Annotated in this window: 15 protein-coding genes; 2 read left to right on the top strand and 13 right to left on the bottom strand. The window is 49.5% G+C overall.

Annotated features, from left to right (window positions below; genetic code table 11):
• Positions 1-6 precede the first annotated feature (6 nt).
• The 12 genes from nuoK to L4D19_RS16680 form a co-directional block, all read right to left on the bottom strand.
• Positions 7-312, bottom strand: a complete 306-nt coding sequence (gene nuoK, locus L4D19_RS16625) for an NADH-quinone oxidoreductase subunit NuoK (protein ID WP_281251585.1) — start codon at positions 310-312, stop codon at positions 7-9.
• On the bottom strand, positions 309-821 hold the full coding sequence (locus L4D19_RS16630; protein ID WP_428453375.1) for an NADH-quinone oxidoreductase subunit J: 513 nt from the start codon (positions 819-821) through the stop codon (positions 309-311). Before L4D19_RS16630 ends, nuoK begins: the two co-directional genes overlap by 4 nt.
• A 63-nt stretch (positions 822-884) precedes the next feature.
• Positions 885-1,535, bottom strand: coding sequence for a 4Fe-4S dicluster domain-containing protein (locus L4D19_RS16635; protein WP_428453376.1), 651 nt, complete (start codon positions 1,533-1,535; stop codon positions 885-887).
• Positions 1,536-1,593: 58 nt separating this feature from the next.
• Positions 1,594-2,580 (bottom strand): NADH-quinone oxidoreductase subunit NuoH, encoded by a 987-nt coding sequence (nuoH, locus tag L4D19_RS16640; protein ID WP_075767234.1) that lies wholly within the window; start codon positions 2,578-2,580, stop codon positions 1,594-1,596.
• A 3-nt stretch (positions 2,581-2,583) separates the two neighbouring features.
• Entirely contained in the window at positions 2,584-5,196 is a 2,613-nt protein-coding gene (locus L4D19_RS16645; protein ID WP_428453377.1) for a molybdopterin-dependent oxidoreductase, read from the bottom strand.
• Positions 5,189-6,475, bottom strand: a complete 1,287-nt coding sequence (gene nuoF, locus L4D19_RS16650; RefSeq protein ID WP_428453378.1) for an NADH-quinone oxidoreductase subunit NuoF — start codon at positions 6,473-6,475, stop codon at positions 5,189-5,191. The genes L4D19_RS16645 and nuoF overlap by 8 nt, the downstream gene beginning before the upstream one ends.
• Positions 6,468-7,004 carry an NADH-quinone oxidoreductase subunit NuoE family protein gene (locus L4D19_RS16655; protein WP_428453379.1) on the bottom strand — a complete coding sequence of 179 codons (537 nt, stop codon included), beginning with the start codon at positions 7,002-7,004 and terminating at the stop codon, positions 6,468-6,470. Before L4D19_RS16655 ends, nuoF begins: the two co-directional genes overlap by 8 nt.
• Before the next feature lie 35 nt (positions 7,005-7,039).
• The gene (gene nuoD, locus L4D19_RS16660; protein ID WP_428453380.1) at positions 7,040-8,245 is read right to left on the bottom strand and encodes an NADH dehydrogenase (quinone) subunit D; all 1,206 of its coding nucleotides are present in this window, start codon (positions 8,243-8,245) and stop codon (positions 7,040-7,042) included.
• Positions 8,246-8,773, bottom strand: a complete 528-nt coding sequence (locus L4D19_RS16665; RefSeq protein WP_428453381.1) for an NADH-quinone oxidoreductase subunit C — start codon at positions 8,771-8,773, stop codon at positions 8,246-8,248. It lies immediately after the preceding gene.
• Positions 8,770-9,351: an NADH-quinone oxidoreductase subunit B gene (locus L4D19_RS16670; RefSeq protein ID WP_428453382.1), complete on the bottom strand. Its 582-nt coding sequence runs from the start codon at positions 9,349-9,351 to the stop codon at positions 8,770-8,772. The genes L4D19_RS16665 and L4D19_RS16670 overlap by 4 nt, the downstream gene beginning before the upstream one ends.
• Entirely contained in the window at positions 9,339-9,704 is a 366-nt protein-coding gene (locus L4D19_RS16675; RefSeq protein ID WP_239412801.1) for an NADH-quinone oxidoreductase subunit A, read from the bottom strand. Before L4D19_RS16675 ends, L4D19_RS16670 begins: the two co-directional genes overlap by 13 nt.
• 234 nt (positions 9,705-9,938) lie before the next feature.
• The gene (locus L4D19_RS16680; protein WP_428453383.1) at positions 9,939-10,565 is read right to left on the bottom strand and encodes a hypothetical protein; all 627 of its coding nucleotides are present in this window, start codon (positions 10,563-10,565) and stop codon (positions 9,939-9,941) included.
• A 291-nt stretch (positions 10,566-10,856) separates the two neighbouring features.
• Here L4D19_RS16680 and L4D19_RS16685 point away from each other — a divergent pair, with 291 nt between their 5' ends.
• Positions 10,857-12,236 (top strand): histidine kinase sensor domain-containing protein, encoded by a 1,380-nt coding sequence (locus tag L4D19_RS16685; RefSeq protein ID WP_428453384.1) that lies wholly within the window; start codon positions 10,857-10,859, stop codon positions 12,234-12,236.
• Positions 12,237-12,386: 150 nt separating this feature from the next.
• Here the strand turns inward: L4D19_RS16685 and L4D19_RS16690 are convergent, their stop codons facing one another.
• Positions 12,387-12,827 (bottom strand): hypothetical protein, encoded by a 441-nt coding sequence (locus tag L4D19_RS16690; protein WP_075767242.1) that lies wholly within the window; start codon positions 12,825-12,827, stop codon positions 12,387-12,389.
• A gap of 321 nt (positions 12,828-13,148) precedes the next feature.
• On the opposite strand from L4D19_RS16690, the gene L4D19_RS16695 reads away from it, so the two are divergent.
• Complete coding sequence (locus L4D19_RS16695; protein WP_428453385.1) at positions 13,149-15,242, top strand: TonB-dependent siderophore receptor; 2,094 nt, start codon at positions 13,149-13,151, stop codon at positions 15,240-15,242.
• Positions 15,243-15,371: the final 129 nt, after the last annotated feature.

Genomic DNA, 15,371 nt, shown 5'->3' on the forward strand with positions numbered 1-15,371 from the left:
CCTTGGTCAGCCTTTCATCGAGTTAATATCATCAACCCGCAAGGTTGCCCGGTTGCGGGTCAGCGCGATCACAATTGCCAGCGCCACAGCCACTTCTGCAGCGGTGATGGCGATAATAAATATAGCCATAATTTGCCCTCTCAAGTCTTGTAAATAAAATGAGAACGCAACGAAGTTAAGGATCACGGCATTCAGCATCAGCTCCAGGCTCATCAGTATGATAAGTATGTTACGTCGTAACAGAACTCCACAGAGTCCGATCACAAAGAGCAGCGCACTGAGGCTAAGATACCAAGAGAGCGGTACCATCATCGTTTCCTTTTCTGAGCCAGTAATATGGCGCCAACAAGCGCCACTAATAAAATTACCGATACCACCTCAAACGGCAGCAAGAAGTCATTGAATAGGGCCAGACCGAGTTCGGCGGTGGTATTTTGAAGCTGGATCTGGTCGGTTTGGGTAATAGGGTCAAAGTTGTCGCCAAGATTTAATCCGATGATCAGTAATGCACCGAGCAGAACTGGGAAGAGTACCAGCATCCAAAGGCTTGCTGGCAGGTAAGGCTCGCTGGTGGTCTTGCGGATATCCAGCATCATCATGACGAACACGAACAGCACCATGATGGTACCGACGTAGACAAATATCTGGATGGCGGCGATGAATGGTGCGCGCAGAAGGATATACAGGGCAGCAATCTGAACAAAGCATGCCATCAGCGAGAGCGCTGCATGTACCGGGTTTTTAGCGATCACGACCAGTACGGCAAAGATAACCGTCAATGATGCAAATAATAAGAAGAAAAGTGTTTCTATGCCCGGCATCTGTACCCTCTTATTCTTGTCGCTTCATGATGAAGCTTTGTCAGGGAAAGTCGGCTTAGTGTTCTAATGACGGTGGATCGCCTGCCACCAGTCTTTACCTTGGTTTTTGGGACCTCGTGTTTTCGGACCTTGCGTTTTGGGTTCTTGTGTATTGAGTTCTTGGTTATTTGTTTCTTGTTCTTGAAGTTCTTGACCATGTTTTGAGTCAGGCGGTACAGCAACGACCTGTGCGCCTGCCTTTAATGTGGCAGGGACTATCATGCCGCCTTCTTTGTTTTTACCCGGAAGGTTCAATAGTTGTTCTTTATTGAGAACCATATCATTGCTATCAAGGGTGGAATATTCGAGGTGACTGCCAAGGGCAATAGCTTCTTCCGGGCAGACATCTTCACACAGTCCGCAGTACATACAGCGGCGACTATCCAGCTCAAAGATTTTTGGTCGGCGCTTGCCTTCGCTGTCTTCGTAGGGGATCACAGTGATGCACTCGCTGGGGCAAATATTGGCGCACAGTTCACAACCGACGCATTTGATTTCGCCCTGTTTATCTTTACGCAGGTAGGGGTGACCTCGGTGCCTTGGGTATGGCACCCATTTCTCCTTATCCGGGTATTGCATCGTTACCCCTTTGGAGAGCATATAGCGCAGAGTCAGGCGCATCCCGTCTCTGATGTCGGTTAACAGGGTCCAACCAAACCAGCGCTTAATATTCACTCTGACAGCTCCGGGATCCGGCTCTTGTTATCCTTAGTTTAGTTGATATGTTTGTTAGCTAGGTGAAAAACAGCCCAGTTATCATGATATTCAGCAGCGAGAGAGGTAACAGCACTTTCCAGCCAATGGTCATCAGCTGATCATAGCGATAGCGGGGGAAGGTAAATCGGATCCACATGATCAGATAGACGAAGAAAAAGACCTTGAGCAAAAACCAGATCACAGGTGGCAGCGGTAGCAATATCCCGTTCCAGCCACCGAAGAACAGCAGTACGCACAGAACAGAAATCGTCAGCATGACGATATATTCACTGGTCATGAAGAAGGTAAAACGTACTCCGCTGTATTCGGTATGATAGCCTGCAACCAAGTCGCCTTCGGCCTCCGCAAGATCGAAGGGGATGCGTTGTGCCTCGGCCAGTCCGGCAATAAAAAAGACAATAAAGCCGATCGGTTGTGTCACGACATTCCAGACATTTTCCTGCGCGATGACGATTTGGCTAAGGTTCATCGACTCAGCCAGCATGATCACCCCAATAACCGCAAATCCCATCGGCACGGCATAGCTGATCATCTGGGCGCAGGTACGAAAGCTGCCGAGTAGGGCATACTTGTTGTTCGATGCCCAACCACCAAAGATAACGCCGTAAATTTCCAGTCCTCCCACCCCGAGGATGTATAACAAGGCGACATTCATATCAGACAGATGGAGGTCGATTTGGGTATCAAAAATGGTGATGGGCTCACCGAAGGGGATAGCCACAAAGACTGCAAATGGTGGCACCAGAGAGAGAAGTGGCGCGAGTTTAAACAAAAAGCGGTCAGCCTGATCCGGAATGATATCTTCCTTGGTTAGCAGTTTGATCCCATCGGCGATGGGTTGTAATAGTCCATGCCAGCCAGTGCGCATTGGTCCAAGGCGCTGCTGAATGTGGCCTGCAACCTTGCGTTCCATCCAGGTCAGCGGCACAGGTAAGATAAATAAGATTATTGTCAGCACAATGACCTTGGCCAGCATAACGAGAAAGACCAGTAAGAATTCCATTCTCTACTCCCTGTATACGCTGGCAAGGCAGGGAGTAGGCGTTGGCGACATAGCCAAATTATTGGGTAGTTTGGTCAGATCGCCGCTTATGACCAAAGTACTTTGTGTTGTCCGGCGAGTAATATGAACTGGTAGTATCAATGACTTACCAAGTTGGTTCTGAACAGAGTCATTGGGTGTATCGAAGGAGCGGTTATTGTAACGAACAAGCAACGGCTCATTATGGTTGACTCTGAGCTTGCTGGCATCGTGCTCGTGGATCTCAATCCAGGCCTCTGTCTCAATATCATCAAGCTGAGAGGAGGCGGCAATGGGGTCTTTGGAGTGATACAAACTGGAAGCGATCAACAGTAAAAATGGCTGGCTATTATCATCTTGTGCTTCGGGCTCTGGTGTTATGTCCGAAACAAGTTCGTGTTCTTTCTCGATAAGGGGAGAAGGCTGCACAAAAGCTTCACCGTCCTGATGACTGAATTGGTGACTGACTTGATGCTTGATTGGGTGAGCAGGGGCAGAACTTCGAAAGGCCAGGTTACTGCCTAGCAGGCTCCAATCTAATCCTTGGTAAGCGGGAAGCTGGTGACATATTTCATCGAAAATATGTTGTGGCTCCGAGCTTCCCAGCTCGCCTTGTTCGAGGCAGTGTGCAACGAGGGAAAAAATCTCGGCGTCATACTTTGCGCTATTGCCACTGTTATTGATCCTGTTCGTGCTGCCTTCCGGGGCGGAATAGAAAGGTCGAACCCGTTGAACACGGCCTTCGTTATTGGTGAAGGTGCCGTCGGTTTCGGCAAAACTGAACCCCGGCAGAACAATATCGGCCATTTCCATCGTCGAATTCACAAATGCGCCCTGATAAATCATCAGTTGAGGTTTTGGTAGTGGTAGTTCCTGATCAACGACATAGATAATATCAGCAGATTGCGAGGTTGTTTGAGTTAATGCTTGTAGTAGCGTTTGAGTTGGTCCCGGCCAATTTGATGCGATATCTAACGCCCCCAGTCCATTACAATGCTGGAACAAGAACTGAAACTGCATGTCTGGCGTTATTTGCTGCAGTACCTTGATAAGCTGTACCAAGTTATGAACAGTAGCAGTTGTGCTTTCTCCGGTAAGCAGATCGGAACCAATAAGTAAGCTGATACTGTTGGCGGACGCCAGTTTCTCGCTGATGTCTTTTAGCTCGGGGGACATAGACTGCAATTCATCGGAGACTTGTGTTTCAGTATTTCGATTTTCTGTTGGTTGATTATTTTCTACCCGTTGAACGTTTTTCAGCTGCAGGATCAGTTGTTGTAGCAAGGCTAACTCGTGGCCCGGTGGATAGCGTAGATAGGTCTTGGCGAGTAAATCCAGTCGACTCTGGCGTGTTGAAGCAAGCAGCAGGGTAAATGGCTGGCGAGTAAAATTACTTCGGAGCAGATACTCGGAAACAGGGTTCTGTTCCCCGATATTGCAGCCAAGTACGAAAATGCAATCGCTGTTAAAGAGCTCAGAAACAGGCTTGTTGGTATAACTCTGGTTGATCAAGCTGTTTAATGCGTGCTGGTAGCCAGGTTCAAAATCACGGCGGTAGATATCGTTGCCGCAGTAAATCTGTTCGCTGGCAAAGACCTCGCTGATAAATTGATGAAATCGAAATAGCACCTCGTTGGTCATCCGACCAGAGATCACACCGGTTGTACTGGCTCCTTGTTGTATAAGAGGCTGTAGATTTTCTTTGAGGGCGTCTAATGCCTCACTCCAAGAGACTGCTAGCAACTCGTTATTTTTCCGAACCATAGGTTGGGTGATCCGCGGGGCTTTATCAACAAAGTCGATACCGAATCGGCCTTTGGTGCAGAGTAGCTCTTTGTTCACGGCGCTGGTGGGTTTGGCTTTGACCCGGACAAGCTGATTATTTCTTGTTTCGGCGCTGATCTGACAACCGGTACCGCAATGGGGGCAAATTGTCTCTGTCGTGGCCAGATCCCAAGGTCTGGCTTTGTAACGGTATTCGACTCTCATTAAGGCCCCGACAGGGCAGACTTCGATACAATTGCCGCAGTGATCGCAGCTGTTGAGGTTATTGTCAAAACCGGTTTCGATACAATCGGCACCGCGTCCTATTACGCCGATGGCACTGGCACCGACGACTTCATCACATACCCGAACACAACGTTGGCACTGTATGCAGCGATTAGAGTTGGCAACTATGACTTTGTTGAGGATCGGATCCTTGTCGGTAAAGACGCGTTTGTTTTCCTCAAAGTAGCTGACACGGGGGCCGTGATCTAACACGGTGTCTTGCAGTTCACACTCGCCACCCTTGTCGCAGATAGGGCAGTCAAGCGGATGGTTGGCAAGCAATAGCTTGATAGTTGACTGCCTTGCTTGCGTTGCCCGATCTCCGTCTGTATTGACCACCATGCCATCGGTGATGAGGGTGGCACAGGAAGGTTGCAGGCGAGGGACTCCTTCTATCTCAACCAGACAGACGCGACATGAGGCGACAGGTTTTAGCAGCTGATGGTTGCAGAACGTAGGCAGGTTGAGGCCAAGCTGCCGTGTTGCCTCCAGAATGGTTATACCCGGTGTAAATTCATGGCACACACCGTTAATCGTCACTTTAATCATGGTTAATGCCGCCCTCTGATTTAAGGGTAGCACGGGCATCAATTCGTTCAGTGAACTCCGATTCAAAGTGCTTCAGAGCAGCCCGCAAAGCCATGATTGCACCATCGGCCAGGGCGCAGAATGAGTTGCCGGCGATATTGTCACACAGGCTATGGAGCTGAGACAGGTCATCTTGCGTTGCAGTACCATCAGAAAAGCGGCGTAAGATTTTTACGGCCCACAAGGTCCCTTCGCGGCAGGGCGAGCATTTTCCGCAGGATTCATGGCTGAAAAACTCCATTGTTCGTTTGGTCACTTCAACGATGGAAGCACTGTTGTCCATGACGATGACGCCTGCCGATCCCAGCATTGAGTCAGCAGCGGCCAGGGTGTCGAAGTCCATGGCGATATCGACCTGATCGGCTGGCAGCATCGGGGCCGAGACACCGCCGGGGATCACTGCTTTCAACTGGTAACCGTCACGGCAGCCTCTACCATGGACTTCAATTAGCTCGCGAAGGGAAAAGCCCATTGGCAGTTCATACAGGCCCGGCTTATTCACTTGGCCGCTCAGGCAATACAGTTTTGGTCCGGGGCTTTTTTCCGGCCCGATAGCGGCAAACCATTCGGCGCCGTTGGTGAAAATGGATGGAATGCAGGCAAGGGTTTCGACGTTGTTGACCACCGTCGGGCTGGCACAATAGCCTTTGATAGCCGGAAATGGCGGTTTCAGTCTTGGTTCGCCACGGTAGCCTTCCAGTGATTGTAAAAGTGCTGTTTCTTCGCCGCAGATATAGGCCCCGGCGTTGCGGTGGATATAAATCTCCAGCTCAAAACCGGAGCCGAGAATGTTTTTTCCCAGCAACCCCTGTTTTCTTACCGAGTCTATAGCCTGCTGGAGTCTCTCCAGTGCGAGGCGAAACTCGTACCGCAGGTAGATATAGGCCCGGTGAGCGCCAATGGCATAAGCAGCAATTGCCATGCCCTCAAGCAACTGGTGTGGGTCTTGTTCCATCAGGAACTTGTCTTTGAAGGTGCCGGGTTCGCCTTCGTCGGCATTGCAGCACAGATAGCGCTGGCTGGGGCTGTCAGCAGGAATAAAGGACCACTTCAGGCCAGTTGGGAAACCGGCCCCGCCACGACCGCGTAAGTTGGAGGCTTTAACCTGGCCGATCACATCAGCGGGTTTGTAACTGCTGAGCACTTTGCGCCAGGCATCGTAACCCCCATTGGCCTGATAGACATCAAGTTGCCAGGCGTTGTCTCGGCCAACATTTTTTAAAAGGACAGGTTCAAACATTGCGCACCTTAATGATCTTATCGGCCTCGGACTGGTGCCATTTCGTTGGCGCTTTGGTGTACTCTATGAGTTGATCCAGTAGTTGCCGGAGCTGGGGCTCGCTCAACTGCTCAATATATGGGTCATTATTGATCTGCAGGACGGGGGCTTTATCACAGGCTCCCAGGCATTCAACGGCGGAGAGGGTAAAGCGACCGTCCGGCGTGGTTTGATCCTGCTCGATTGCCAAGGTTTGTTTTATCACGTTCATTAGCTTCTCGGCATTGGCAAGCATACAGGAGATATTGGTGCAGAGCTGAAGGTGACAGCTGCCAATTGGCTGGGTGTGATAGAGACTGTAAAAACTGGCCACTTCATAGACCTGAACCGGAGGGAGCTCAAGAATATCAGCTACTTCCTGCATGATCTGAGTGCTGAGGTAGCCATATTCTTGTTGGGCAAGATGGAGTGCCGGCATCAGTGCCGAACGACGCATGGGATAGATACGGCAGAATTCCTCAATTTCGCGCTTGAATTGTTCTTTGTTCATGCCAGCGACTCCCACTACTTGGTCGTATTTGCCTGTTATTTGTCGACTTCGGCCATCACAGGATCCAGACTACCGACGATGGCTATCAGATCGGCCAGATAGCAGTCTTTGCACATTGGCTGCATCGCCTGAAGATTCACAAATGACGGTGCCCGTACCTTGACCCGGAAGGGGATCGCACTGCCGTCACTAATAATGTAGTACCCCAGCTCTCCTTTGGGAGCTTCGATGGCCTCGTACCATTCTCCTTTGGGCACCTCGATACCGTGGGCGGCCAGCTTGAACTGGTGGATCAGTGCTTCCATCGACTTTTTGACTTCGGTTTTGTCACTCGGAAAGGCAATCTCAGGGGCGTCGACTTGGAAACGGCCTTCAGGCATCTGCTCGAGGCATTGCGAGATCATTCTCAGGCTCTGTTTCATCTCTTCCATCCGGCACCACCAGCGGTCGTAGCAATCGCCGTTGTGGCTGACAATGACGTCGAATTCGAGCCGGCCATAGATTTCATAGGGCTTATCGCGCCGAATATCCCAGTCAACGCCTGAGGCGCGCAGGCAAGGCCCGCTTAGTCCCCAGTCGATGGCATCTTCCGCACTGATAACGCCAATGCCTTTGGTGCGTTTGGCAAACATCCGGTTATTGCTGAGCAGTTGCTCGTAATCAGAAATTCGCTTGCTGAAAATTTGGCAAAACTCTGCTGTTCTGTCGGTAAATCCGTCTGGCAGATCTTCGCGAACGCCACCGACTCGGCAATAGCTGCTCATCATCCGGCTACCGGAAACCATTTCCATCAGATCCATCACCATTTCCCGTTCACGCATGGTGTAGAGCAGGGCGGTCATAGCGCCCAGGTCCATTGGCAGGGCACCGGTGATCAGTAGGTGACCGGAAATACGTGACAGTTCTGCCATTAACACGCGTATATACTGGGCTCGCTCCGGTGCTTCGATGCCCAGCAGGCTTTCGACTGCACGGACAAAGCCCAGGTTGTTGGATGCCTGACACAGGTAATCGAGCCTGTCGGTAAGCGGAATAGTTTGGGTATAGGTGCCGGCCTCGGCCATTTTTTCGAAGGCACGGTGTAGGTAGCCGATGATAGGATCGGCTTTCACGATACGCTCGCCCTCCATTTCGAGCAGTATACGCAACACGCCGTGGGTACTTGGATGCTGCGGCCCGAGATTGAGCAACAGATCTTTGGTTAGGCTGTCATCTGCATTGAGTTGGGTTACGGCGGTCACCTAGTTGTCTCCTTCCGGTTCTGGTTCACCAAAGGGATTCAAATCGTCTTGATAGCCGCGGACGGGAAAATCTTTTCGCAGCGGAAAGCCCTTAAAATCGTCATCCATATAAATCCGTTTAAGGTTCGGGTGGTCGGAAAAGATGATGCCGAACATGTCGAAGGCTTCGCGTTCATGCCAGTCGGCGCAGCTCCATATCTTTGAGACCGTTGGGATTGTTGTGCCTTCGGCAAGCGGGCATTTGAGCCGGATACGATGGTTGAGTTCAATTGAAAACAGATGGTAGACCACCTCGAACCGTGGTTCTCGATTAAGGTAATCGACACCGCCGATATCAGAGAGAAAGTTGAATTTGAACTGCGGGTCTTGTTTGAGTTGCTGGCAAAGAGTGATGAGCTTTTTTGGCGGTACCACCAATGTCGGCATATCGATACAGCTGGCATCGAGGCTGATACCGTCCATGCCGGTATCCGTCAGGAGGTCGGTAATATGCTCGGCGAGGGCATGGTCGTTAAGCGAGCGGCTCATGATGATTTAAACTCTCCGAGATCTCGTGGGTTAGCAGCTTGAGCGGTAATGTTTTTGCTTGTTATATCTCGGTTTGTAATATCTTGGCCTGTTTCGGGATCAAACCGACGCAAGACCCGACCTTGTTTGATTTTTTCCTGCAGCATAACGATTCCCTGCATCAGGGCCTCCGGCCGAGGGGGGCAACCTGGTACATATACGTCGACCGGGATCAGGCGTTCCACACCCTGTACGACGGCATAGTTGTTGTAGACGCCGCCTGAGATAGCACAGGATCCCATGGCGATAACCCAGCGAGGCTCGGGCATTTGGTCATAGAGCAGTTTGACTATCGGGGCGAATTTCTTGTTGACCGTACCGGCTACAATCATGACATCAGATTGTCTGGGGGACGGCCTGAACACGACACCGAAACGGTCGAGATCATAACGGGAGCAGCCTGTCGCAATCATTTCGATGGCGCAGCAGGCAATGCCGAACATTTCCGGCCAGAGTGCCGAACTCCGGCTCCAGTTGATAATATTGTCAACCGAGGTAAACAGCAGATTGTTGGGAAAGCGGTTATCTAAGACTCCCATTCTAATGCTCCTTTAGCCCAGGCATAGATAAATCCGACCAACAGTACAAAGAGAAAGACCATCATTTCGATGTAACCGAACAGGCCAATGCTCTTGAGTACCACAGCCCAGGGAAACAGGAACAAGGTCTCGACATCAAAGATGATGAACAAAATGCCGATCACAAAATAGTGAACCTTGAACTGGCCGATAGCAGCATCACCGATAGGCGCTACACCACACTCATAGGGCTGGTTTTTGGCAGGATAGGGATTATGCGGGCGGATCAACGAGGAAACCGTGAGTATCAACAGCGCCAGCAGGGATACAAACCCTGTCATAAGCAACACCGGAAGATAATCTGAAAGTGCCATAGCATTCCCCGCATCAGCTTTATATGTTGAGTATAGCTATTGTAGTTTGGGCTATGAGTCAGGGGGCGAGTCGTGAGCAATCGAGGCGCCTGACACTGAGTTGCTAGTGAATAAAGCTATTGCGTGAGAATTAGGGCGTGAAACTCATCGCAGGCGGTAAAGGAGTTCTGTGTTGCTGTTAGGGGGGGAGGAGTGAGGCCGTATTGCCTCACTCTTTGTATGCAGTAGTGATGGTTACTCGGGGCGGGTTGAAATCAGGCGTGTATTCTTTTCTGCAAGCGGTTCGGGGCTGAAAGCAAGGTTATATAGATCGGGGTGCCTTTCATCGAACAGGGCCTTGTCACGGCTGTATGCATTGCTATAGGTGATCACACCGTAACCACTCGGATATTCGATATTCCACAGTTTACTTTTCGCAACCAGGCTAGAAGTGATGAACTGGCCGATGTAGGTGACTCGTCCCGGCTCAATCGAAAAGGCGAGGCCAAGATCATCTCTGGATTTAGAAGTGATCGTTTTTGAGCCGTTGCTCCCTTTGAATCCGATGCAGAAGAGTTCGTATTCACCGGCTGGTAAAGGTAGCGAAAAAAGCTGGCCTTTAAGAGAATCTGTAATGAAATCGGAATCAGCGTTGTTATTAACAAGGGTTATGACATCATCATGGCCTTTTTGACGAATATAGAGGGTCGTCACCAGCCCTTCGCCCGATGATGGCCAGACGGTGGTCGCACTCAGGCTGCCGGTCAGATAGCCCTTGTTGTATTCGGTGGTTTCACCGTATTTTTCCGGGATCGAAATATCTACCCCTGAACTACATCCTAGTAATAACGTAATGGTATAAAGGAAAAAAACAATTCTCATTTTTAATTTATCCTTGCTATCCCTGCTCGGTGATCAGCATTTGGTCATCTTATGGGTATGCTAGCGCCCTGACATGACAATATTGCTCTCATATATGCCACAATTCGCATTGTCTGGCACTCACTAATTGCATTTTGCTGCTAATACCCATCAAATTTATGAGCAACTGCTCGAATTCTGTCACTTACGAGAAGAAGATGAGGCGTAACGGTGACTTAGGTGTCGATGTATTGAACAGAGAGCGGGAAGCTGTGGTAAGGTAGGCGCGTTGTTTGTTAATTGATAAATAGAATGATACCTATTCGCCTTCCAAAAACCCGCGCGCTGTTTTTCCTTGGAGATCGTGACGGTCTGGCTTTTCGCCTGTTTTCATACTTTGCGGTTATTTTGACTTTAATTCTGGTGTTGCAAAACATTGCCGAGGTTGCCCTGATCAAGGCCTTGCTACATGTTCCCGAGAGAATTCAGACCGAGATGCTCTCGCTGGCCGAGCAGGCCGAAGTAATGATCGAAGAGGGAGATATGGATGAGCTTGCCGACTGGGAACGGGGGCAGGACTATTATTTGTTTGTGCTTGATAAAGAGCGTCGCACGATCAGTGGCAGAGACATGCATCCGCATTTTGAATTCAAGCTTAACTTTATTAGGCAGCTAGATACGACTTTCGAGAACCGGGTTAACCAGCCCGTCATTTCTATTCCGCTAAGTACCGGGCACGAAATAGTGATCCAGTTTCCCCATGAGTATCATCCGGCTCGTTATTTTCCGTACTATTTTGCACTGATCCAGATAGCGATTGCGATTTTGATCCTCAGTGTCTTTTCATTATTGCTTGCTCGCTATCTGCAACGGCCACTGAACAAGCTGCAAGATGCCAGCAATCGACTGGCAGAAGGGGATTTTAGTGTCCGGGTAGGTCATGAGGTGGGTGACAGTGTCACTGAGTTCGGCCAGCTGGCTAATTCGTTCGATCACATGACTCAGCGTATACATGATTTGGCCCAAAAACAGAAACAGCTGATCCGTGATGTCTCCCATGAGCTGAAAACACCGCTGGCGCGCCATAACCTTGCTTTGCACTTGTTGCGTAGAAAATTACCGGAAGATAGCCAGCAATTGCTTGACCGACTGGAACGTGAATCAGATGAAATGAATGAGCTGGTGACGGAAATTCTCGAATATAGCCAGCTGGAAAATGCCAGTTACTCGGTTAATCTCGTGCCAACTCAGCTTGAAACCGTCTGTCACCACCTGGTGCTCGAGTTGCAGCACAATCTCGGCCCCGAGCAGCAGCTTGAGTGTGACTTGAATCATGCAACATTGATGGCAATGGCGGATAACCGTTTGTTGCTAAGGGCTATCAAGAATTTGTTAGGTAATGCGATTAAGTATGCGGGTGAGCAGGCCGTGATTGGTTTGTCGGTCACTAATGCCAATGGCTGGGTGCAGCTGGTGGTCGAAGATGACGGGGCAGGGATCCCGGAGCAGCATCTCAAGCAAATTTTCGATCCCTTCACTCGCCTTGAAGCCGCACGAGACAAGCAATCTGGCGGGTATGGTCTGGGGTTGGCAATCGTGAAGGAAGCCATGACGGTAATGAAAGGCCATGTCAGGGCTGAAAATCGGGAGTCTGGCGGATTGCGAATTTGCTTACTGTTTCGTGCCTCTTAAGAAGGTAGGGGGCTTGAATGCTCGGCGTTGTCCTGAGAAATAAGCATCATTGCTGAATGAATGACAAGCTCAGCCTACTTGTCGATGATAATACCAATCTGGATAAGTAGGCTGATGTTTGATTAGCTTTAGCAAGGAGGTTGTAAGCTGTTATTTGCGAAGCTTGTCTGCGTCAATAACGTTCTTGAACTTGCTTGCCTTTCTCAGCAGGTAGTCGACATCTGGCGGGAAGTCCTTGTTGGACTTGGCATGCTTCATCATGTCAAACACGGTGAACTCGGTCAAAATAGCATACTGATACGATGTAAAGTCGCCTTCGGCCTGAAGGGTCGGATCAAAATACTTATCCCCTTTGCGAATAATGGCGTGATCGACAATGGTCTCTTCGCAACGGTAACCTAATACATAACGCTCACCTTTGCCGTAGATAACATTCATATAGCTGTTGTAGAAACACTCACCTTCTGTGGTCGTGCAGCTTTCCAGCAGCTCGTCATCCATAGCCGATACGGTAACTATTCGGATCTTATCAGCTTTGTAGTTAAGCTCTGTTAGTTGACGACGCACTTCGTCTAGGTTTACTTCTGTCACTTCTCATACCGCGTAAATCAATAAAATCGGCGGCATTATACCCGTGATTGGTCGAAATATCACTTTGGTGATTATCGGGGGGAGTGGTTTCCTTTAGATAGCACTTCTTTACATGGGTATTCTCAGCCGTTATTTGACCGTCGTTGACATAAATTTACCAAATGCAAAGAATGTAAATTAACTGCAAATGGTAATACTTATCACTTATATTCCCTTCCGTATTTTGCAGCAACGCCGAAAAGGCGTACGTGGGTACCTTAAGCCTTTGGATAATCAAAACAAATCAGGGCTGGGACCTCATACTATTTGGAGTAACGGAATATGTTTTCTAAAAGTCAGCTGACTTTATTGATTGGTGCGATTCTTTCCGCACCTGTTGTTCATGCTCAGACGCAGACTCAGTCAGCAGATGTTGACGAGCACATGGTGGTAACGGGCCGCGACTATGGTTACAAGGCGGATACCAATACCAGTGCGATGCGTATTGAGGCAAGTCAGCTGGAAACTCCGGGGCAGGTGGCAATCATTGACGAACAACTGATCGAAGAGCAGCGTGCCAGCACACTAGGAGAAGTGCTTAAGAATGACTCCAGTGTTTCCGAAGGTGGTAAGGGCCGTAACCGTGAGACATTTAAGCTTCGTGGCTTTGACCTGAGCAGCGGTGATAGCTTCCTGCGCGACGGCAAGCAGCACTGGTCTCACTACCGTCAGCCAATCGAACTGCTTGAGCGTGTTGAAGTACTGAAAGGCCCGGCTGGCCTGCTGTACGGTAAGTCTGCACCGGGCGGCCTGATTAACATGGTATCGAAAAAGCCGACGTTTGATACGCAGGTAACGGTTAGCCAGGATATCGGCTCGAATAATTCATCGCGTACTGTTGCCGATGTCAGTGGTTCACTGAACGACGAGCAAACACTGCGTGCCCGCGCTGTTGTTGCCAAGCAAAGCTATGACTCTTGGCGCCATTATAACGACGGTAGCACACCGTCGACTGAACGTTTCGTCGGTGGCCTGTTTGTTGATTACGACGTGAACGATGATATTACCGTTTCGTTCCATTACGACAAAACGAACGATGACGGCAGCGTCGATACCGGTGCTTACATTGTTGATGGCAAGCCTGTACTGGGCGAAGGACATATCTGGGATGCTCAGTGGTCGAACATTGAAAATGATGTTGAAAATATCGGTGTTGATGTCAACGCGCAGCTGACTGACATCTGGCGTGTTGCGGCGGGCTATAACCATCAGGACTTTGAGCGCCGTGATATCGAGAGCTTCTCGAAACCGGATACCTATGATGCATCAACAGGGACCTTTACTTATAACGCCTATGACCGCTGGGATAACTGGCAGTTCGATACCGCGTACATGGATTTTGTCGGCGAGTTCGACGCGCTGGGCGTTAGTCACCAACTGTTGGTTGGAGCTAACTGGTTAGGTTATTACTACAAGACTCAGAGCGAGTACCTGAAAGGTTACGAAGCGACGGTGGGTCAGCCAATGGATAAGCCTGCTGAACTGCACTACAGCAACGGTAAAGTGAAAGATCCGACAGAGCGTGATTCTTACGGTATCTACCTGCAGGATATGATCACATTTAACGATCAGTGGCAGGTATTGGCCGGTGTGCGTTTTGACAAAACCGAGACCAGTGAAGATACCTACAACAACGTATTGCCGAAAGCCGGTGTGATTTACCATCCGATGTCTAACGGTTCAATCTACCTGACCTATTCTGAGAGCTTCGAGCCGGAAGATCCGGTTGATGACAAAACGGATGTTAACGACGGTATGGAGCTGGATCCGGTTAAAGGCAAGCTGTACGAGTTGGGTACCAAGTGGGAATTATTGGATAATCAATTATTTGTTTCGGGCGCCATCTTTGATATTACCCAGGAGAACAAAGTACTGACCGAAACCGTTACCGGTGTTGCAGACAAAGAGTCAATCACTACACAGGTTGGTGAGCAGAAGCACCGTGGTGCTGAGCTGAGTGCTTCTGGTTTTGTTACTGACAAGCTGGCGTTGAATGGTAGCATGACATACCTTGATGCAGAGATTGTCGATCCGACAGATGCATCGAAAGATGGCAAGCGTCCGGCGGATGTGCCTGAGCTATCGGCAAGCATTTGGTCTCGCTATGCAGTCACTAATAATACTGACGCTAACCTAGGTGTGATTTATGTTGGTGACCGTTACGGCGATTCGCAGAACACATACAAGAAAGACGGATATACGCGTGTAGATGCAGGTGTGGCTCATACGATTAAATATGATCAAAACCTGGATGTTATTATGCGACTAAATGTTGAAAACGTCTTCGACAAGGATTACCTGGCAGGCGGCAGCCAGACCAAAACCATTTTGGGTGAAGGCCGTAACTATATGGCAACACTACAATTCCGTTACTAATGGAATAAGTGAGGAGGGAGAAGTTTCGGCTTCTCCCTTTTGTAGTATTAATGCTGAAAATTGTTTAAATGATATTCGTTTTCAATTAACATTGAATCTCGTTACCCGGCATTGTCGGGCGTATTTGTT

The organism is Photobacterium kasasachensis (assembly GCF_050336885.1).
GTDB lineage: Bacteria > Pseudomonadota > Gammaproteobacteria > Enterobacterales > Vibrionaceae > Photobacterium > Photobacterium kasasachensis.